Here is a 19,141-nt window from a genome sequence, read left to right on the forward strand (position 1 = left end):
GTCGGCAGTGGGGCCGGAGTGGGGGCGGGGTCAGGTGGGGATGTGAGGAGCGTTGTGTCGGCTGGGTCGGGCGGGCCGCGCTGGTTATGCTGAGTCGGCCTTCGCGGCACAACGGCGCGGAGGCGTTTTCATGGGCGGCGGTACCCGTGGCCCTCGGCCGGGGTCCGCCCATCAGGCGGTCGGAGAGGAGCTTCGCGTGGCGGCCCGGTTGCCGGCGATCGAGACGTTTCCGGCACTGCGCGCGTGGCAGCGCAAGGCACTGGTGGAGTACCTGCGCCGGCGCGACCCCGACTTCACGGCGGTCGCCACCCCGGGCGCCGGCAAGACCACCTTCGCCCTGCGGATCGCCGCCGAGCTGCTCGCCGACGGCACCGTCGAGGCGGTCACCGTGGTGGCCCCGACCGAGCACCTGAAGACCCAGTGGGCGCAGGCGGCGGCCCGGGTCGGCATCCAGCTCGACGCCGCCTTCCGCAACGCCGACCTGCACTCCTCCGCCGACTTCCACGGCGCCGTCGTGACGTACGCGCAGGTGGGCATGGCGCCCCAGGTGCACAAGCGGCGCACCCTGACCCGGCGCACCCTGGTCATCCTCGACGAGATCCACCACGCTGGCGACAGCCGCTCCTGGGGCGACGGGGTGAAGGCCGCCTTCGAGGGCGCCGAGCGCCGGCTGATGCTCACCGGCACCCCGTTCCGCTCCGACGACAACCCGATCCCGTTCGTCACCTACGAGCGGGGCGGCGACGGACTGCTCCGCTCCCGCGCCGACTCGGTGTACGGCTACTCCGACGCGCTGCGCGACGGCGTCGTCCGCCCGGTGCTCTTCCTGGCGTACTCGGGGGAGACCCGGTGGCGCACCAACGCCGGGGAGGAACTGGCGGCGCGGCTCGGCGAGCCGATGACCCAGGATCTCGTCGCGCAGGCGTGGCGTACCGCCCTGGACCCGGCGGGCGACTGGATGCCGCAGGTGCTGCGGGCCGCCGACGCCCGGCTGACCGTGCTGCGCAACGCGGGGATGCCCGACGCCGGCGGGCTCGTCATCGCCAGCGACCAGCAGGCCGCCCGCTCGTACGCCAGGCTCATCGAGCAGGTGACCGGCGAGCGGGCGGCGGTGGTGCTCTCCGACGACGTGGGCGCCTCGGCGCGGATCGCGACGTTCGCGGCGTCCGAGCAGCGGTGGCTGGTGGCGGTCCGGATGGTGTCCGAGGGCGTCGACATCCCGCGGCTGGCGGTCGGCGTGTACGCGACCAGCGCCAGCACCCCGCTCTACTTCGCGCAGGCGATCGGCCGGTTCGTGCGCGCCCGCCGCCCGGGGGAGACCGCCTCGGTCTTCCTGCCCAGCGTGCCGCACCTGCTCGGGCTGGCCAGCGAGATGGAGGCCGAGCGGGACCACGTGCTCGGCAAGCCGAAGGACCGCGAGGGTTTCGACGACGACCTGCTGGAGCGCGCGCAGCGCGACGACCAGGCCAGCGGCGAGCTGGAGAAGCGGTTCGCCGCGCTCTCCGCGACCGCCGAGCTGGACCAGGTGATCTTCGACGGGGCCTCGTTCGGCACCGCCGCGCAGGCCGGCACGCCCGAGGAGGAGGAGTACCTGGGCCTGCCCGGGCTGCTCACCGCCGACCAGGTCGCCATGCTGCTGACCAAGCGGCAGCAGGAGCAGCTCGCGGCCCGCTGAGCCGGCCGCTGAGCCGTCGGCGGCGCCGCCGGCACCGATGAGTGCCGCCCAGCGCCGGGTCGCCCTGCGTCGGCAGCTGAACGCTCTGGTGGCCGCCCGGCACCACCGCACCGGGCAGCCGCACGGCAAGATCCACGCGGAGCTGCGCCGCCTCTGCGGCGGCCCGCCGAGCGCCCAGGCCACCATCGAACAGCTCGAGGAGCGCATCGCCACCGTCCAGACCCTCTGACGGCGGCCGTCCCGGACGTACGCCCGGCGGAGCTCTCCGGAGGTCCGTGCCGCCGTGGGCCGGACGCGCGGTCCGCTCCGCCCGTGCCCGCCGCCCCCGTCGATGCGTTCGTGGCACGGGTCGCGCGATCCGCTCCCGTGCCGGCTGCGGCTCGCCGGCGGTCCGCGCCACGGGTCGCGGGAAGCGCCGTCCCGAGCCCGCCACGCCCGTCAGGATCGGCCGTGGGCCCGAGGCGGCCGCGACCGTCGCGGGCGCGGCCCGATCGCCTCCACGGCGGCCAGGGGCCGTGAGGTGCCGCGGGCGGCGGGGGCGTGAGGCGCCGCGGGGCGGGGTGCGCAAAAAGCCGGCCGGAGGCCCCGTGGGGGGCCTCCGGCCGGCTATGTCGTGGGTTTGCGGATTCAGTTCGCCATCAGATCGGCGCCACGCCAGCTGAACTCCGGGTCCGTCGCGTACCGCACGGTGATCTTCACGAGATCCTCCGCGTACTTGTTCGCGTGGTGCCCACAGAACACCAGCTCGCTCCCACCCGCCAGAGTGATCCGGAGCTTGCCGGCAGCATTGCAGCGGTCGCACCGTTCATCGGCGGCTGGGGGAGCCACCGTCTCGGGCGGCGGCGTGAGGGTCGGGGTCATCGCCTTCCTCCTCTGGTCGTCACCGATGAACAATCTCTTCGGTCGTTGCTCACCTATCGTGCAACACCCTGTCCCGGCGCTGCCTTCCCTGTGTGCCCGCGGGGGACCGAGGTCACACATGGCAGGGACAGTGTGCAGTGCATCAAGGGTGCCACGTCAACGATCACAATCGTGCATCCGAACGATCACCATCCGACGTTGCACGCCAGGTGGTCAAAACGACACGTTCGGTTGACGATCGCGGTCAGTCCAGGTAATCCCGGAGCACCTGCGAACGCGACGGGTGACGCAGCTTGGACATCGTCTTGGACTCGATCTGCCGGATGCGCTCCCGGGTCACCCCGTAGACCTGGCCGATCTCGTCCAGCGTGCGCGGCTGGCCGTCGGTCAGGCCGAAGCGCAGGCGTACCACACCCGCCTCACGCTCGGACAACGTCTGCAGCACCTGCTGGAGCTGGTCCTGCAGCAGCGAGAACGACACCGCGTCGACGGCGACCACGGCCTCCGAGTCCTCGATGAAGTCGCCGAGCTGGCTGTCGCCCTCGTCGCCGATCGTCTGGTCCAGTGAGATGGGCTCCCGGGCGTACTGCTGGATCTCCAGCACCTTCTCCGGTGTGATGTCCATCTCCTTGGCCAGCTCCTCCGGGGTGGGCTCGCGGCCCAGGTCCTGGAGCAGCTCGCGCTGGATCCGGCCGAGCTTGTTGATCACCTCGACCATGTGCACCGGGATGCGGATGGTGCGGGCCTGGTCGGCCATCGCGCGGGTGATCGCCTGCCGGATCCACCAGGTGGCGTAGGTGGAGAACTTGTAGCCCTTGGTGTAGTCGAACTTCTCGACCGCGCGGATCAGGCCGAGGTTGCCCTCCTGGATGAGGTCGAGGAAGGCCATGCCGCGACCGGTGTAGCGCTTGGCCAAGGAGACGACCAGCCGGAGGTTGGCCTCCAGCAGGTGGTTCTTGGCCCGCTCGCCGTCGCGGGAGATCCAGAGCAGGTCCCGCTGCATGTCGCGGGTCAGCTTCTCCTCGCCCTCGTCGGCCGCGCGCAGCCGCTCGGCGGCGTAGAGGCCGGCCTCGATCCGCTTGGCGAGCTCCACCTCCTGCTCGGCGTTGAGCAGCGGGACCTTGCCGATCTGCTTGAGGTATGCCCGGACCGAGTCGGCCGAGGCGGTCAGCTCGGCGTCGCGGCGCGCCTGCTTGAGCGCCTCGGACTCCTCGTCGTCCCACTCGAAGTCGTTGTCGCTGGCCGAGTTGGCGGCGTCGGTCTCGGCGGCCTGGGTCAGCTCCGCCGGCTCCTCGACCACCACGTCCTCGATCTCGGCGGCCAGCTCCTCCGGGTCGATGTCGCCCTCGGCGCCCTCGCCCTTGGCCTTGCCGGCGGTCTTGGCCGGCTTGGCGCCGGCGGCCGCGGCGACCGTGGCCTTGGTGGCCCGGGTCGACTTGGTCGCCTTGGCGGGGACCGCGGCCTTGGCGGCCACCTCGGCGGTGGTGCCGGCCTTGCGGGCGGCGACCTTGCGCGGGGCGGGCGCGGGGGCCTCGTCGGCGGCGGGCGCCTGCTTCGGGGCGGGCGCGGCGGCCTTCTTGGTCGTCTTGGCGGTGGTGGCCCGGGACGCCGGGGTGGCCGAGCGGGCGGCGGCGACCCGGCGGCGGGTGCTCGCCGAGCCGTCCACCACCACGGTCACTCCCGCCTCGGAGAGCGCCCGCAGGATCTTCTTGGCCTGGGCCGGAGTCACCTCGGCGGACTCGACGGTGCGCGCGAGCTGGGCCGACGTGAGCTGGCCGCCGGCGCTCTGCGCGTGGGCGATCAGGGTGTCGGTGAGCGAGCGAACGTCGGCGCCGGTCTGGCGGGGTTCTGTCACGAATGACCTTCCGGAGGCGAAGAGCGAGCACGGCCGGGTCGTCCGGCGCAGAGCGGGGCACCGTGCCGGGCGATGTGGTTGAGGGACCCCCGTGTCCCGGGCCGGCCGGTCGTTGGCGGTCCGTCGCAGCGTGGGCAGGGGTGAATTGTAACGCCGTCTGCGGCGATCATCCGTCGCCGCACGGCCGACCGGCGGCGGGGACCGCCGATTCGACGTAGATGTGGACTTTGTAAGGATGGTACCCGCGCGTGACCCGGAACACCCCGGCCGTGCGGGAAGGGGACGAACGATGGACCGCTCGGCGCCTGCGGAGCTGCTGGAGATCGCGATCGAGGTGGCCCGGGACGCGGCGGCGACCGCGTACCGGATGCGGGTCGAGGGCGTGTCGGTGGCCGCGACCAAGAGCACCGTCACCGACGTGGTGACCGCCGCGGACCGGGCGGTCGAGCGGCAGGTGGTCGACGCGCTGCGCCGGCTGCGCCCGGGCGACGCCGTGCTCGGCGAGGAGTACGGCGTGGGGGAGGCCGGCCCGGTCGGCCCCGGCGGGGTGCGCTGGATCGTCGACCCGATCGACGGCACCGTCAACTACCTGTACGGGATCCCGTACTGCGCGGTCTCGCTCGCCGCCGAGGTCGACGGCGAGGTGGTGGCCGGGGTGGTGCGCAACATCAACACCGGCGAGGAGTGGACCGCCACCCTCGGCGGGGGCGCCTGGCGCGCCGGCGAGCGGCTGCGCTGCTCCACCGAGACCGACCTCGGCCAGGCGCTGGTGGCCACGGGGTTCGGCTACGACCCGGCCCGCCGGGCGCACCAGGCCCGGGTGGTCGCCGAGCTGATCCCGCACGTCCGCGACATCCGCCGGCTGGGCGCCGCCGCGCTGGACCTCTGCCTGGCGGCGGAGGGGCGGGTGGACGCCTACTACGAGAAGGGGCTGGCCGCCTGGGACCAGGCCGCCGGGGCCCTGGTGGCCACCGAGGCCGGGCTCCTGGTGGCCGGGCTGGGCGGGTTGCCGGCCGGCCCGGACCTGGTGATCGCCGCCCCGTCGGCCCTGTTCAAGCCCCTGCACGACCGGCTCGCCGACCTGGACGCCGCCGGCGGCCCGTGACGGACGGTCCGCGCCCGGGCCGGCCCGGGCGCGGCGCCTGGCGTCAGTCGTCCGCGCGCGTCGGGCAGGAGCCGGCGGGCGCCACCGGCGCGCCGAGGTCGCCCAGGGACTGGTTGACCTCGGTCGTGGTGGCCAGCTGCTGGAAGCCGCTGCCGAGCACCACGTCGACCACGTCGTCGGTGCGCTTGGCGTCGTACTCGTACTCGGCGTTGTTGAGGAAGTACGCCCGCAGCAGGTGCGCCGAGCCGACGCCCTTCGGTCCGTAGCGCAGCACCGCGATGTCGTCGATCTGCTTCTTCTCGTCGCCGGTCTTCTTCACCTGGAACTTCCGGTTGCGGAAGTCGTCCGCGATGGTCTTGGCCAGGCCGACCTGATCGGTGCCGTTCAGCACGTTGATCTTGACGTCCTTGGGCTCGCGCAGGGTCACGTCGGCGAGCGGCCAGCCCTCCGGGCAGCCCCCGGCCAGGCCGGCCTCGCCCTGGGAGTCGCGGACCAGGGCGACCACGACGAAGACCAGGGCCAGCACCGCCAGCAGACCGACGACAACGAGTGCTCGCACTCGCGCAAAGCTCATCAGGGCGCTCCCCGGACAATGGTGGGTGGCGGCGGCCGCCGGCGGTCGGGCCGCCCCGCCGGCCGTCGAGTACGCCGCTGAGGTTAACGGTTGTCCGGCCGTCGCGTGGAAACAGTCCGACATGCCGGCGCGCCATCCGGGAACCGGGTACTACTACCCCTATCTTCGTGTCGCCTGAGTCACATTGGGAACAACTTCGCGTGCGGGGGCGTACATCTCAGCCACGAGGGCGGTATACATGCCTCGCCCAAAGGGGGGGGTATGGTTCCGCGCTCGCTGGGGGTTCCTCCGGGGGGTCCCCGTCCGTGCTGTCTTCGGGTCGGGTGACCGACACAAGTGGTGGCCGGCCAGCGGAACCGAAACAGCGTCGTCCGGCGTTACAACCGGAAGCGACAACATCGATATGGGAGAGTGAAACCGATGGCCACCGACTACGACGCCCCGCGTCGCGACGAGGTCGACCTCGGCGAGGACAGCCTGGAAGAGCTCAAGGCTCGGCGCGTCGACTCACAGTCCGGCGCCGTGGACGTCGACGAGGCCGAGGTGGCCGAGAGCTTCGAGCTGCCCGGTGCCGATCTGGCCGACGAGGAGCTCACGGTCAAGGTGCTGCCGATGCAGCAGGACGAGTTCCGCTGTGCCCGCTGCTTCCTGGTGCACCACCGCAGCCAGTTGGCGGTCGAGCGCAACGGCGAGCTCATCTGCCGCGAGTGCGTCTGACACCACGCCCTCACCAGCGGCGGCTCCCTCGCGGGGCCGCCGCTGCCCGAGTCGCCGTGCGGTACGGCGGGGGACCTGCTTGACTCGTGACGGGCGGCCGCGGCGTCGGCGTCCGTCCATACGGGAGGTCGACCCATGAGCGAGCGGAGCGAGCCGCGCGGCACGGGCGGCGCGGACGGGACCCGCGCCGAGGGCGTCCGCGACCGTGCCCCGAGCCCGGCCGACGCCGTGCCCGGGCCGGGCGCGGACGACGAGCTGGGCGCCACCGTCGCGGCGTTGACGGCCGACGACATCGGCACGCCCCGCCGGCGGCAACTGCTCGGCCGGCTCGTCGGGCAGGCGCGGGCGCGCGGGCTGCGGGACCTGTTCAGGCCGAAGGCCGCCGTCCGCTGGATGGTCGACACGGTCGCCGAGGTCGCCCCGCACGTGCCCGTGCGCGACCTGGCCACCCTGCGCCGCCACTTCGACGGCCTGGACGGCGAGGCGCTGGCCGCGCGGCTGGTACGCAACGCCGCGCGGACGACGGCGGGCATCGGCGCCGCGGGCGGGGGAGTCGCCGCGGTCGAGTGGGCGGTCACCCCGACCCTGCTCTCCGCGCCGATCCTGCTGGCCGCCGAGACGGTCGCCGTGGTGGCCGTCGAACTCAAGCTGATCGGCGAGCTGCACGAGGTGTACGGGGTACCGCTGCCGACCGGCGGCACCCAGCGGGCGGTCGCGCTGGTGCAGTCCTGGGCCGGACAGCGCGGGATCAACCCGATGCTGCCCGGCGTCGGGGTGGGCGCCGTGCTCGGCACCGCCGCCCGCAAGGAGCTGCGGGACATGCTGCTCAAGCGCTTCGGTCGCAACCTGACCACGCTCGGCCCCTTCCTCACCGGGGCGGCGGTGGCGAGCTACCTCAACCGCCGGGCCACCCGGACGATGGCCGACCAGCTCCGCAGCGACCTGCGCCGCAAGGCGCCCGCCCTGCCCGGCGGCCCGCCGGCCCTGCCCGGTGGCACCGCCTGACCCCGCCCGGGGCCGTGGGACAGGTGCGGATGGCTCAGGAGCGGGCGGCGTCGCGGGCGGCCAGGACCGCCTCGGCCAGCTCGACGGGGTGGCGGGTGCTGACCACCCAGAACGGGGTGGGGTCGGCCGGGTCGTCGAGGACCACCTGGACGGCGCCCGGGATCCACGGCCGCTGCACCACGAACGCCAGCGGGTCGGCACCGACCCCGAGCACCTCACGCCGGCCGGCGGCGTCCAGCGGGACGACGTCGGCGACGAAGCGGACCGGCAGCCGGGCGTCGTCCACCCGCAGCTCGCCGTCGCGTACCGCGATCCGGATGCGGCCCAGCCAGGCCAGGCCGGCGGCGGCCGCCGGCAGCAGCACCGCGAACGGCAGCCAGGCCCGCACGCCGGGGGCGCCCATCCACAGCTCCACGGCCAGCAGCGCGGCCGCGGCCAGCCCGCCCAGCCACAGCCACCAGGGCAGGCTGAGCCGCTCGGTGTGCTCCGGGGGCGCCGCGGCGGGCGACGCCGGGGACGGCGAGGATGGCGACAGGCTCACTCCTGCCAGGGTACGGCGCACGGCGGCCGGCGGAACCGGCAGGATGTCAGGGTCACCCCACGAACCGGACGGAAGAGGGGAACCGTGACCGACGTCGTACCCGTGCCCGTACGGCAGCTCGACCCCGAGCTGCCGCTGCCGGCGTACGCCCATCCCGGTGACGCCGGGGCCGACCTGGTGGCGGCCGCGGACGTCGAGCTGCCCCCCGGCGGTCGGGCCCTGGTCCCGACCGGCGTGGCCATCGCGTTGCCCGAGGGGTACGTGGGCCTGGTCCACCCCCGTTCGGGGCTCGCTGCCCGACTCGGCGTGACGGTGCTCAACGCGCCCGGTACGGTCGACGCCGGCTACCGGGGTGAGATCCTGGTCAACCTGATCAATCATGATCGGGAGGTGCCGGCGAAGATCTCCCGTGGCGATCGGATCGCCCAGCTCGTTGTCCAGCGGGTGGCGCGGGCGGATTTCCAGCCGGTGGCCGAGCTGCCCGCGTCCCGGCGCGGCACCGGCGGGCACGGCTCCACCGGCGGACACGCCGGCCTGGTGCCGGCCCCGGCGGACCTGCCGGCGCCGGATGGACGGCGGGCGCCGGACGCGTCCGCCGGGCGGCGGGACGAGCGGGACCGGGCAGGCGGACGGACGGAAGAGGTGGCAGGGTGAGTGCGAACAGCGGAGGGTTGGCGCAGTGATCTTCTCCCGTAAGCGGGACGATGCCCGACGGAACGCCCGCGACGAGCGGACGACCGAGGTCCTCGACTCCCCCGAGTCGGCCCCGGCGGCCCCGGCGCGCGGCCCGTACGACGTCTCGGAGGCGCCCGCCGGGGTGCAGCGGCTCGACCTGGGCAGCCTGCAGATCCCCGCGGTGCGCGAGGTCGAGGTGCGGGTGCAGGCCGACCCGGAGGGCGTGATCCAGCAGGTCGTGCTGGTGCACGGCCAGAACGCGCTCCAGCTCGGCGTCTTCGCCGCGCCTCGCTCCGAGGGCATCTGGGACGAGGTGCGCGCGGAGATCCGCCAGTCGCTGTTCAACGACGGCGCAGCGGCCCAGGAGGTCGAGGGCGAGTACGGCACCGAGCTGCACGCCCGGGTGCGTACCCCGGACGGCATCACCGACCTGCGGTTCGTCGGCATCGACGGGCCGCGCTGGATGGTCCGCGGCGTCTACCAGGGCGAGGCGGCCACCAACCCGGCCGCCGCCGGCCCGCTCGCGGAGTGCCTCGACGGCCTGGTGGTCGACCGGGGCCAGGAGGCGAAGCCGGTGCGCGAGCCGCTGCCGCTGCGGCTGCCCCGCGAGGTGGCCGACCAGGCCGCCGGCGAGGCGTCGGCGGCCGGCGGCAACCCCGCTCCCGGGCCCCGCGAGGCCTGACGGGAGTCACCGATGGAGTCGGGAGCCGTCCCCTCGGCGTACGCTGGCGGGACGGTCCCGGCGTCGCCGGGTGCCGGGCCCGTGCCGGCACCGCGCCGGCCAGCGTGGAGAGGGTGACGCCGAGGTCATGTCGACCGACGAGGACCGGGGCTCGCTGCGCCGGATGCTGCGCCGGCTCACCGCGAGCGAGGCGGAGATCGAGGCGCAGGAGCTGCGTCGGGAGAGCGCCGAGCACGGCGGTGTGCCGGCCCGGCAGTGTCTGCGGGGTCAGGTGGTCTCGGTCTCCGGGCGGCTCCGCACGGTGGTCTACACCCCGCGCACCAACCTGCCCACGCTGGAGGCGGACCTCTACGACGGCAGCGACGTGGTCACCCTGGTGTGGCTGGGGCGGCGGCACATCGCCGGCATCGAACCCGGCCGGCACCTGACCGCCCGCGGGCGGGTGGCCGTGCGCGACGACCGCAAGGTGATCTACAACCCGTACTACGAGCTGGAACCGCCGAAGTGACCCGGTGGTCGCGGCGGACGGAAGGCGTGCGATGACGACGGGACAGCACCGGGCGGCCCAGCCGGAGAGCGCTCCGGAGGACGAGGAGCGGCTGCCCACCCTCGCCGAGCAGATGGCCGACCAGCTCGGCGGCTGGCGGGGCCTGGTCGAGTCCAGCATCCCGGTGGTCGTCTTCGTGGTGGCCAACATCGTCGGCGAGTTGCGCCCCGCCGTGATCGCCTCGGTGGCGGTGGCGCTGGTGATCGCCGGGCTCCGGCTGGCCCAGCGGCGGCCCGTACGGCACGCGGTCAACGGGCTCTTCGGCATCGCCGTCGGCGCCGCGATCGCCTGGCGCACCGGCGACGAGCGCGACTTCTACCTCCCCGGCATCCTCTACGGCATCGGCTACGGCGTGGCCCTGCTGGTCTCGGCGGCGGTCCGGCAGCCCCTGGTGGGGTGGATCTGGTCGGTGCTGGTGGCCAAGGGGCGCGCCGAGTGGCGCGACGACCCGCGCCTGGTGCGCACCTTCACCGGGCTGACCGTGCTCTGGGGCGTGGTCTGGCTGGCCAAGGTGGGCGTCCAGGCGGCGCTCTACCTCGCCCACCAGGACACGGCGCTCGGCGTGGCGAGGCTGGTGCTGGGCTACCCGCCGTACGTGCTGCTGCTGCTGATCACGGTCTGGACGGTCCGGCGGGTCACCCGGGAGGCGCTGCCCGGCGGCGGCTGACCGCCGCCGTCAACGCTGCTCGCGGGTCCGCTCCACGCTGTCCGGCCCGAGCACCACCGCGCGGACCGCGTCCTCCACCTCGGCGGTGCAGACGAAGATCAGCTCGTCGCCGGCCTCCAGCGGGTCGTCCGGGCTGGGCACCAGCACCCGCTTGCCGCGCAGGATCGCCACCAGCGCGGAGTCGCGCGGCAGCGGCACCGCGTGCAGCGGCTGCCCGACGTACGGCGCGGTCGGCGGCAGGGTGATCTCGACGAGGTTCGCCTCCCCCTGCCGGAAGGTCATCAGCCGGACCAGGTCGCCGACGGTGACCGCCTCCTCGACCAGGGCGGCCATCACCCGCGGCTTGCTCACCGCGACGTCGACGCCCCACTGCTCGGTGAAGAGCCACTCGTTCTCCGCCCGGTTGACCCGGGCCACCACCCGGGGCACCGCGAACTCGGTCTTGGCCAGCAGCGAGACCACGAGGTTGACCTTGTCGTCCCCGGTGGCCGCGACCACCACGTCGCAGCCGGCGACGTTGGCCTCCTCCAGGCTGGTCAGCTCGCACGCGTCGGCCAGTACCCACTCCGCGGCGGGCACCCGGTCGGGCCGGAGCATCTTGGGCTGACGCTCGATGAGCATCACCTGGTGGCCGTTGTCGATCAGCTCCTGGGCGATCGATCGGCCCACGTTGCCGGCGCCGGCGATGGCGATGCGCATGGCTCAGAGCCCTCCTTCCGGCGGCGCCGCCGCCACCGACGTGACCGTCCCCGCGATGTCGTCGGTGACCAGCATGAAGAGCTGGTCGCCCTCCTGCACGACGGTGGACGGGGCCGGCAGCGTGCCGATGCCGAAGCGGATCAGGTATGCCACCCGGGCCCCCGTCGCCCCCTCCAGGGCGCGCACCGACCGGCCGATCCAGTCCTTGTGCACGGGCACCTCGACGATCGACACCGTGCTCGTCGGGTCGCGGAAGATCTCCACGTTCCCCTCCGGCACCAGGTGCCGCAGCATCCGGTCGGCGGTCCACCGGACGGTGGCCACGGTGGGGATGCCGAGCCGCTCGTAGACCTGGGCCCGGCGCTGGTCGTAGATGCGGGCCGCCACGCGCGACACGCCGAACGTCTCGCGGGCCAGCCGGGCCGAGATGATGTTGGAGTTGTCGCCGCTGGAGACCGCCGCGAAGGCGTCCGCCCGCTCGATGCCGGCCTGCCGGAGCACCTCGCCGTCGAAGCCGGCGCCCGTGACGGTGATGCCGGCGAACTCGGGGCCGAGCCGGCGGAAGGCGTCGGAGTCGTGGTCGATGACCGCGACCGAGTGCCCCCGGGACTCCAGGCTGTGGGCGAGGGTCGAACCGACCCGGCCACAACCCATGATCACGACATGCACCGCGTCCCTCCTCAAGGTGCGCGACCGCCCGACCGGTGAGCGTGTCGTCTGCGAGCCTGCCACGTTCCCGGCGGGGGCGCGGACCGACGGTACTCCGCCGGTCCAGCGTCCGGTGATCGGCCACCCCGCGACGCCGGCCCGGGTGGTCGTACTCTTGGCGGTTGTGGCCCGACCCACCTCGCTGCTGAAGCGGCTGCTCCTCGGTCGACCGTTCCGGTCCGACCGGCTCCAGCACACCCTGCTGCCCAAGCGCATCGCGCTGCCCGTCTTCGCCTCCGACGCGCTCTCCAGCGTCGCGTACGCGCCGGACGAGATCCTGCTGACCCTCTCCATCGCGGGCGCCTCGGCGTACCTCTTCTCGCCGTGGATCGCGCTGGCGGTCGTGGTGGTGATGCTCACCGTCGTCGCCAGCTACCGGCAGAACGTGCACGCCTACCCCTCCGGCGGCGGCGACTACGAGGTGGCCACGGTCAACCTCGGTCCCCGCGCCGGCGTGGGGGTGGCCAGCGCGCTGCTGGTCGACTACGTGCTGACGGTCGCGGTCTCGGTCTCCTCCGGAGTGGCCAACCTCGGCTCGGTGGTGCCGTTCGTGGCCACCCACAAGGTGCTGATCGCGGTCTGCGCGGTGGTGCTGCTCACCGCGATGAACCTGCGCGGCCTGCGGGAGTCCGGGACGGCCTTCGCGATCCCCACCTACGGCTTCATCATCGTGATGGTCGGCATGCTGCTCACCGGGCTGGTCCGGGTCTTCGTGCTCGGCGACGACCTGCGCGCCCCCAGCGCCGACCTCGTCATCCAGGCCGAGCACAGCGTGACCGGTTTCGCCCTGGTCTTCCTGCTGCTGCGCACGTTCTCCTCGGGGTGCGCCGCGCTGACCGGCGTGGAGGCGATCTCGAACGGGGTGCCGGCGTTCAAGGCGCCGAAGAGCCGCAACGCGGCGACCACCCTGCTGCTGCTCGGCAGCATCTCGGTGGCCATGCTGGTCGGGATCATCTGGCTGTCCCGGCTCACCGGCCTGCAGTTCGTCGAGGACCCGGACCTGCAGATCATCTCCGGCCCCGAGGGGTACGTGCAGAAGACCGTCACCACCCAGCTCGGCGAGACGGTCTTCGGCTCCGGGTCCGTGCTGCTCTACGTCGTCGCCGGGGTCACCGCGCTGATCCTCTTCCTGGCCGCGAACACCGCGTTCAACGGGTTCCCGGTGCTCGGCTCGATCCTCGCCCAGGACCGCTACCTGCCCCGGCAGCTGCACACCCGGGGCGACCGGCTGGCCTTCTCCAACGGCATCGTCTTCCTCGCCGTCGCCGCGATCGTGCTGATCGTGGGCTTCCAGGCCGAGGTGACCCGGCTCATCCAGCTCTACATCGTCGGCGTGTTCGTGTCGTTCACGCTCTCCCAGGCCGGCATGATCCGGCACTGGAACCGGCACCTGAAGACCGCCCGGGACCCGCAGGCGCGCCGGCGCATGCTGCGGTCCCGGGCGATCAACACGTTCGGCATGGCGATGACCGGCGCCGTGCTGGTCGTCGTGCTGGTCACCAAGTTCCTCCTCGGCGCGTGGATCGCCATCGCCGCGATGGCGATGATCTACGTGCTGATGCTGGCCATCCGCCGGCACTACGACCGGGTCGCGGCGGAGCTGACCCCGCCGGACGAGGGCCGCGCCGTGCTGCCCGCCCGCAACCACGCCGTCGTGCTGGTCAGCAAGCTGCACAAGCCGACGCTGCGGGCCATCGCGTACGCCCGCGCCACCCGGCCCGACACGCTGACCGCGGTGACCGTCAACGTCGACGACAAGGACACCCGGGAACTGCAGGCGGAGTGGGAGCGGCGGGACCTGCCGGTCCCGCTGACGGTGGTCGACTCGCCGTACCGGGAGATCACCCGCCCGATCCTGGACTTCGTGGCCGGCGTCCGCCGCGAGTCGCCCCGCGACGTGGTCACGGTCTTCATCCCCGAGTACGTGGTCGGGCGCTGGTGGGAGAACCTGCTGCACAACCAGAGCGCGCTGCGCCTCAAGGGCCGGCTGCTGTTCGAGCCGGGGGTGATGGTGACCAGCGTGCCGTGGCAGCTCGCCTCGACGGCGTCCAAGGACCTGGACCGGCTGGACGCCACGCTGAGCCGGGGACCGGCGCGGGGGCCCCGGGTCGCGCCGCGCGGCACCCTGCCGCCGAGCGTCCCGCCGGTCGTGTCCGCGCCGCCCGGCGAGGGCGGCCCGAGCGGTGGGGGTGAGCGGTGACCGGGGAACGCCACGGCCGGGGGCTGGAGGAGGCCGAGCGGGTCGAGCTGACCGTCGGGGCGGTCGCCCCGGGCGGGCACTGCGTCGCGCGGGTGGACGGCCAGGTGGTCTTCGTCCGGCACGCGCTGCCCGGCGAGCGGGTGGTCGCCGAGGTCACCGAGGTGCACAAGGGGTTCGTCCGGGCCGACGCGGTGACCGTGCTCCAGGCCGCCCCGGACCGGGTCGAGCAGCCCTGCCCGTACGCGAAACCGGGTCGTTGCGGCGGCTGCGACCTGCAGCACGTCGCCCCGGCCGCCCAGCTCGACTGGAAGGCCGCGGTCGTCCGGGAGCAGCTCACCCGCCTGGGCGGGCTCACCGACGCGGAGGTGGACGCCCTGGGCGTCCGGGTGGACGCGCTGCCCGGCGGGCCGCTCGGCTGGCGCTCCCGCGTCCGCTACGCGGTCGACGGCGCGGGCCGGGCCGGCCTGCTCAAGCACCGTTCGCACGAGGTGGTGCCGATCGACCGCTGCCTGATCGCCCACCCGGCGATCCGGGAACTGCCCGTGCTGGCCCCGAGCGGGGCCCGCTGGCCGGACGCGGACGCGGTGGAGACGGTCGCCTCCACGGGCGGGGACGTGGCGGTCACCGCCGTCGCCGACGGGGTGCCGCGCCCGGTGAGCGGCCCGGAGCGGGTCCGCGAGGTGGCCGCCGGCCGGGAGTGGGTCCTGCCCGCGTCGTCGTTCTGGCAGGTCCACCCGGCCGCCGCCGACACCCTGGTCGACGCGGTGCTGGACCTGCTCGCCCCCGGGCCGGGGGAGACCGCCTGGGACCTCTACGGCGGGGCGGGGCTCTTCGCCGCGGCGCTGGCCGGCCGCGTCGGTGACGCCGGCCGGGTCACCCTGGTGGAGTCGGCCGAGCAGGGCGTCGCGGCGGCCCGGGAGAACCTGCGCGACCTGCCTCGCGTCGAGGTGGTGCCGGCCCGGGTGGAGGCGGCGCTGGCCCGCCGCCGGATCACCGGCCCGGTCGACGTGGTGGTGCTGGACCCGCCGCGCTCCGGCGCGGGGGCCCGGGTGGTGCGGGACGTGGTCGCGGCCGGCCCGCGCGCGGTCGCGTACGTGGCCTGCGACCCGGCCGCCTTCGCCCGGGACGTGCGCACCTTCGCCGGGTCGGGCTGGCGGCTGGCCGCGCTGCGCGGCTTCGACCTGTTCCCGATGACCCAGCACGTCGAACTGGTCGGGCTGCTCCTGCCGCCCGCCTGAGCCGCCCGCTAGCCTGGCGGGATGAAGATCGTCGGGCTGATGTCGGGGACCTCGTACGACGGGGTGGACGTGGCCGCCGCCGAGTTCACCGCCGAGGGCGACACGCTCTGGCTGCGCCCGCTGGGGCACCGGAGCCTCGACTACGACGACGCGCTGCGCGCCGCGATCGGCGAGGTGCTGCCGCCGGGGTCCACCACGATCGAGGCGGTCTGCCGGCTGGACAACCGGCTCGGCGAGGTCTTCGCCGAGGCCGCGGCGGTCGGCGTCGAGCTGGCCGGCGGCACTGTCGACGCGGTGGTCTCGCCCGGGCAGACGGTCTTCCACTGGGTGTCCGACGGCCGGGCGCACGGCACCCTGCAACTCGGCGCGGTCGCGCGGGTGGCCGCCCGGGTCGGCGTACCCGTGCTGAGCGACCTGCGTTCGGCGGACGTCGCCGCCGGCGGGCAGGGCGCGCCCCTGGTCCCGGCGTTCGACGCGCTGCTGCTCGACCCGGCCGACGGCGCGGCCCCGCGCGCCGCGCTCAACCTGGGCGGCATCGCCAACCTCACGGTCCTCGCGCCGGGCGCGCCGGTCCTCGGGTACGACGTCGGGCCCGCCAACGCGCTGCTCGACGCGGCCGCCCGGCGCCTCCTGGGCCGGCCCTGCGACCTCGACGGCGCCCGGGCGGCGGCCGGCCGGGTGCACCCCGGCCTGCTGGACGCGCTGCTCGCCGAGCCGTACTACGCGGCGCCGCCGCCCAAGTCGACCGGCAAGGAGCTGTTCCACGCCGGCTACCTGGAGGCGCGGCTGGCCGCCCTCGGCGAGCCGGTGCCGGCCGACGACGTGCTGGCCACCCTGACCGAGCTGACCGCCCGGGTGGTGGCCGCCGAGTGCGACCGGCACGGCGTGGCGGAGGTCGTCGCGGCCGGCGGCGGGGTGCGCAACCGCACCCTGACCGCCCGGCTGGCCGCGCTCGGGGCCGGGCGGTGGCGGCTGCGCACCACCGACGAGCTGGGCGTACCGGCGCAGGCCAAGGAGGCGTACGCGTTCGCGCTGCTCGGCTGGCTCTCCTGGCACGGGCTGCCCGGCGCGCTGCCCTCGGTGACCGGCGCCACCCGGGCCGCCGTGCTGGGCTCCTGGACCCCGTCCGGGCCGGCGTTCCGGGGCGCCCCGGCCGCCGCCGCGCCCCGCCGGCTGCGCATCCGCGCCTGACGCGCCGGCCCCGGCCGAGCCGGAGCGGGCGCGGGCCTGACCGGGCGGGCGCGGGCCTGGCTGCGCCGACCCGGGCCTGACGGGGGCGGACCGGGCCTGGCGGGGCGTCGACCCGGCCTGACCGGGTGCTCAGCGCCCCGGGCGGGCGGCGATCGTCCCGGCCAGACTGCGGACTGTGCGACGGCCGATAGACTCTTCCGTCATGAGTGTTGAAGAGGACACGGTCCACCACACCGGGCTGCTGGCCACCGTCCGAGGTCCGCAGGACGTCAAGCGGATGTCCGCCGAGGAACTGGACATCCTCGCCGCGGAGATCCGGGACTTCCTGATCGCCAAGGTCTCCCGCACCGGCGGACACGTCGGCCCCAACCTGGGCGTGGTCGAGCTGACGCTGGCCATGCACCGCGTCTTCGACTCGCCGCGCGACCGGCTCCTGTTCGACACCGGCCACCAGGCGTACGTGCACAAGATCGTCACCGGGCGGCAGGCCGGCTTCGACAAGCTGCGCCAGCGGGGCGGGCTCTCCGGCTACCCCAGCCAGGCCGAGAGTGAGCACGACCTCATCGAGAACTCGCACGCCTCCACCGCCCTGTCCTACGCCGACGGCCTGGCCAAGGCGTACGCGCTGCGGGGCGAGCAGCGCAGCGTCGTCGCGGTGGTCGGCGACGGCGCGCTCACCGGCGGCATGTGCTGGGAGGCGCTCAACAACATCGCGACCGCCGGCAACCCCCTCGTCATCGTGGTCAACGACAACGGCCGGTCGTACGCGCCGACCATCGGCGGCCTCGCCGACCACCTCTCCTCGCTGCGGCTCAACCCGAGCTACGAGAAGGTGCTCGACACCGTCAAGGACGCCCTCGGTTCCACCCCGCTGGTCGGCAGGCCGATGTACGAGGTGCTGCACGCGGTCAAGAAGGGCATCAAGGACGCGGTCGCCCCGCAGGCGATGTTCGAGGACCTCGGCATCAAGTACGTCGGCCCGGTCGACGGGCACGACGTGACCGCGGTCGAGTCGGCGCTGCGCGCCGCGAAGAACTTCGGCGGCCCGGTGATCGTGCACGCCGTCACCCGCAAGGGCTACGGCTACCGCCCGGCCGAGGAGGACGAGGCCGACTGCCTGCACGGCCCCGGCAGCGCCTTCGACATCGAGACCGGCAAGTTGGTCGCCGCCCCCTCGGTGAAGTGGACCCACGTCTTCGCCGACGAGCTGGTCGCCATCGCCGACGAGCGGCCCGACGTGGTGGGCATCACGGCGGCGATGGCCGAGCCGACCGGCATCGCCAAGCTCGCCCGCAAGCACCCGAACCGGGTGTACGACGTGGGCATCGCCGAGCAGCACGCGGCCACCTCGGCCGCCGGCCTGGCGCTCGGCGGGCTGCACCCCGTGGTGGCGGTCTACGCGACCTTCCTCAACCGCGCCTTCGACCAGGTCCTGCTGGACGTGGCGATGCACCGGCTGCCGGTGACCTTCGTGCTGGACCGGGCCGGGATCACCGGCCCCGACGGGCCCAGCCACTACGGCATGTGGGACATGTCCGTCTTCGGGGTCGTGCCGGGCCTGCGGATCGCCGCGCCCCGCGACGCCGCCACCCTGCGCGAGGAGCTGCGCGAGGCGGTGGCCGTCGACGACGGCCCGACCATCGTCCGGTTCCCGACCGGCACCGTCGCCGCCGACCTGCCGGCCGTGCGCCGGATCGGCACGGTCGACGTGCTGGCCGAGTCGGCGCGTACGGACGTGCTGCTGGTCGCGGTCGGCTCCTTCGGGCACCTGGGCATGGAGGTGGCCGCCCGGGTCGCCGAGCAGGGCTACGGCGTCACCGTGGTCGACCCGCGCTGGGTCCGTCCCGTCCCGGCCGAGCTGGTCGAGCTGGCCGCCCGGCACCGCCTCGTGGTCACCGTCGAGGACGGCGTACGGGTCGGCGGCGTCGGCGACGCCCTCGCCCAGGCGATGCGGGACGCCGACGTGCGGGTGCCGCTGCGCGACCTCGGCGTGCCGGCGGACTGGCACCCGCACGGCACCCGCGCGCAGATCCTCGCCGACCTCGGCCTCACCGCGCAGGACGTGGCCCGCGACGTCACCGGCTGGATCTCCCGGCTGGACGCCGAGCCGGTCGAGCCGGTGATCACCGCCGACGACGCGACCGCCCAGAACTGACGCACCGACCGACGGCGGGCGCCCCACCGGGCCGCCCGCCGTCGGT

Annotated in this window: 17 protein-coding genes and 1 pseudogene; 12 read left to right on the forward strand and 6 right to left on the reverse strand. The window is 74.4% G+C overall.

Features of this window, described 5'->3' with window-relative positions; genetic code table 11:
* The first annotated feature begins 196 nt into the window (after positions 1 to 196).
* Positions 197 to 1,904 (forward strand): annotated as a pseudogene (locus ACSNOB_RS27515) (DEAD/DEAH box helicase).
* 398 nt (positions 1,905 to 2,302) lie between these two features.
* Here the strand turns inward: ACSNOB_RS27515 and ACSNOB_RS27520 are convergent.
* Together ACSNOB_RS27520 and ACSNOB_RS27525 are read right to left on the reverse strand one after the other, a co-directional pair.
* Positions 2,303 to 2,536, reverse strand: coding sequence for a DUF7455 domain-containing protein (locus tag ACSNOB_RS27520; RefSeq protein ID WP_036374862.1), 234 nt, complete (start codon positions 2,534 to 2,536; stop codon positions 2,303 to 2,305).
* A 244-nt stretch (positions 2,537 to 2,780) separates the two neighbouring features.
* Entirely contained in the window at positions 2,781 to 4,391 is a 1,611-nt protein-coding gene (locus ACSNOB_RS27525) for an RNA polymerase sigma factor (protein ID WP_436689752.1), read from the reverse strand.
* Between the two features lie 289 nt (positions 4,392 to 4,680).
* On the opposite strand from ACSNOB_RS27525, the gene ACSNOB_RS27530 reads away from it, so the two are divergent.
* Positions 4,681 to 5,496: an inositol monophosphatase family protein gene (locus ACSNOB_RS27530; RefSeq protein WP_436689754.1), complete on the forward strand. Its 816-nt coding sequence runs from the start codon at positions 4,681 to 4,683 to the stop codon at positions 5,494 to 5,496.
* Between the two features lie 43 nt (positions 5,497 to 5,539).
* Here the strand turns inward: ACSNOB_RS27530 and ACSNOB_RS27535 are convergent, their stop codons facing one another.
* Positions 5,540 to 6,055 (reverse strand): LytR C-terminal domain-containing protein, encoded by a 516-nt coding sequence (locus ACSNOB_RS27535; RefSeq protein ID WP_393105286.1) that lies wholly within the window; start codon positions 6,053 to 6,055, stop codon positions 5,540 to 5,542.
* Between the two features lie 435 nt (positions 6,056 to 6,490).
* Between ACSNOB_RS27535 and ACSNOB_RS27540 the strand changes: the two genes are divergently transcribed.
* Together ACSNOB_RS27540 and ACSNOB_RS27545 are read left to right on the forward strand one after the other, a co-directional pair.
* Positions 6,491 to 6,787 carry a DUF4193 domain-containing protein gene (locus tag ACSNOB_RS27540; protein ID WP_007075406.1) on the forward strand — a complete coding sequence of 99 codons (297 nt, stop codon included), beginning with the start codon at positions 6,491 to 6,493 and terminating at the stop codon, positions 6,785 to 6,787.
* Positions 6,788 to 6,922: 135 nt separating this feature from the next.
* A complete protein-coding gene (locus ACSNOB_RS27545; protein ID WP_436689756.1) occupies positions 6,923 to 7,792 on the forward strand; it encodes a hypothetical protein in 870 nt (289 codons plus the stop codon).
* A gap of 34 nt (positions 7,793 to 7,826) precedes the next feature.
* On the opposite strand, the gene ACSNOB_RS27550 is transcribed toward ACSNOB_RS27545, so the two are convergent.
* Positions 7,827 to 8,327 (reverse strand): DUF3093 domain-containing protein, encoded by a 501-nt coding sequence (locus tag ACSNOB_RS27550; protein ID WP_436689770.1) that lies wholly within the window; start codon positions 8,325 to 8,327, stop codon positions 7,827 to 7,829.
* Between the two features lie 90 nt (positions 8,328 to 8,417).
* Between ACSNOB_RS27550 and dut the strand changes: the two genes are divergently transcribed.
* From dut to ACSNOB_RS27570, 4 genes are all read left to right on the forward strand, one after another.
* A complete protein-coding gene (gene dut, locus ACSNOB_RS27555) occupies positions 8,418 to 8,987 on the forward strand; it encodes a dUTP diphosphatase (RefSeq protein ID WP_436689758.1) in 570 nt (189 codons plus the stop codon).
* Positions 8,988 to 9,012: 25 nt separating this feature from the next.
* The gene (locus tag ACSNOB_RS27560; protein WP_393104666.1) at positions 9,013 to 9,690 is read left to right on the forward strand and encodes a DUF3710 domain-containing protein; all 678 of its coding nucleotides are present in this window, start codon (positions 9,013 to 9,015) and stop codon (positions 9,688 to 9,690) included.
* Positions 9,691 to 9,817: 127 nt separating this feature from the next.
* Entirely contained in the window at positions 9,818 to 10,198 is a 381-nt protein-coding gene (locus ACSNOB_RS27565; RefSeq protein ID WP_393104664.1) for an OB-fold nucleic acid binding domain-containing protein, read from the forward strand.
* 31 nt (positions 10,199 to 10,229) lie between these two features.
* A complete protein-coding gene (locus ACSNOB_RS27570; RefSeq protein ID WP_393104662.1) occupies positions 10,230 to 10,904 on the forward strand; it encodes a DUF3159 domain-containing protein in 675 nt (224 codons plus the stop codon).
* Positions 10,905 to 10,913: 9 nt separating this feature from the next.
* Here the strand turns inward: ACSNOB_RS27570 and ACSNOB_RS27575 are convergent, their stop codons facing one another.
* Positions 10,914 to 11,603, reverse strand: coding sequence for a potassium channel family protein (locus ACSNOB_RS27575; RefSeq protein WP_350681297.1), 690 nt, complete (start codon positions 11,601 to 11,603; stop codon positions 10,914 to 10,916).
* 3 nt (positions 11,604 to 11,606) lie between these two features.
* Positions 11,607 to 12,272, reverse strand: coding sequence for a potassium channel family protein (locus ACSNOB_RS27580; RefSeq protein WP_436689761.1), 666 nt, complete (start codon positions 12,270 to 12,272; stop codon positions 11,607 to 11,609).
* Positions 12,273 to 12,435: 163 nt separating this feature from the next.
* Between ACSNOB_RS27580 and ACSNOB_RS27585 the strand changes: the two genes are divergently transcribed.
* The 4 genes from ACSNOB_RS27585 to dxs all read left to right on the forward strand — a co-directional run bounded on the left by ACSNOB_RS27585 (position 12,436) and on the right by dxs (position 19,095).
* On the forward strand, positions 12,436 to 14,511 hold the full coding sequence (locus ACSNOB_RS27585) for an APC family permease (protein WP_436689763.1): 2,076 nt from the start codon (positions 12,436 to 12,438) through the stop codon (positions 14,509 to 14,511).
* Complete coding sequence (locus tag ACSNOB_RS27590; protein ID WP_436689765.1) at positions 14,508 to 15,749, forward strand: class I SAM-dependent RNA methyltransferase; 1,242 nt, start codon at positions 14,508 to 14,510, stop codon at positions 15,747 to 15,749. Before ACSNOB_RS27585 ends, ACSNOB_RS27590 begins: the two co-directional genes overlap by 4 nt.
* 21 nt (positions 15,750 to 15,770) lie before the next feature.
* Positions 15,771 to 16,940 carry an anhydro-N-acetylmuramic acid kinase gene (locus tag ACSNOB_RS27595; protein WP_436689767.1) on the forward strand — a complete coding sequence of 390 codons (1,170 nt, stop codon included), beginning with the start codon at positions 15,771 to 15,773 and terminating at the stop codon, positions 16,938 to 16,940.
* 202 nt (positions 16,941 to 17,142) lie between these two features.
* Positions 17,143 to 19,095, forward strand: coding sequence for a 1-deoxy-D-xylulose-5-phosphate synthase (dxs, locus tag ACSNOB_RS27600; RefSeq protein ID WP_393104652.1), 1,953 nt, complete (start codon positions 17,143 to 17,145; stop codon positions 19,093 to 19,095).
* Positions 19,096 to 19,141: the final 46 nt, after the last annotated feature.

It is taken from the genome of Micromonospora sp. URMC 106, assembly GCF_051386395.1.
Classification (GTDB): Bacteria; Actinomycetota; Actinomycetes; order Mycobacteriales; family Micromonosporaceae; genus Micromonospora.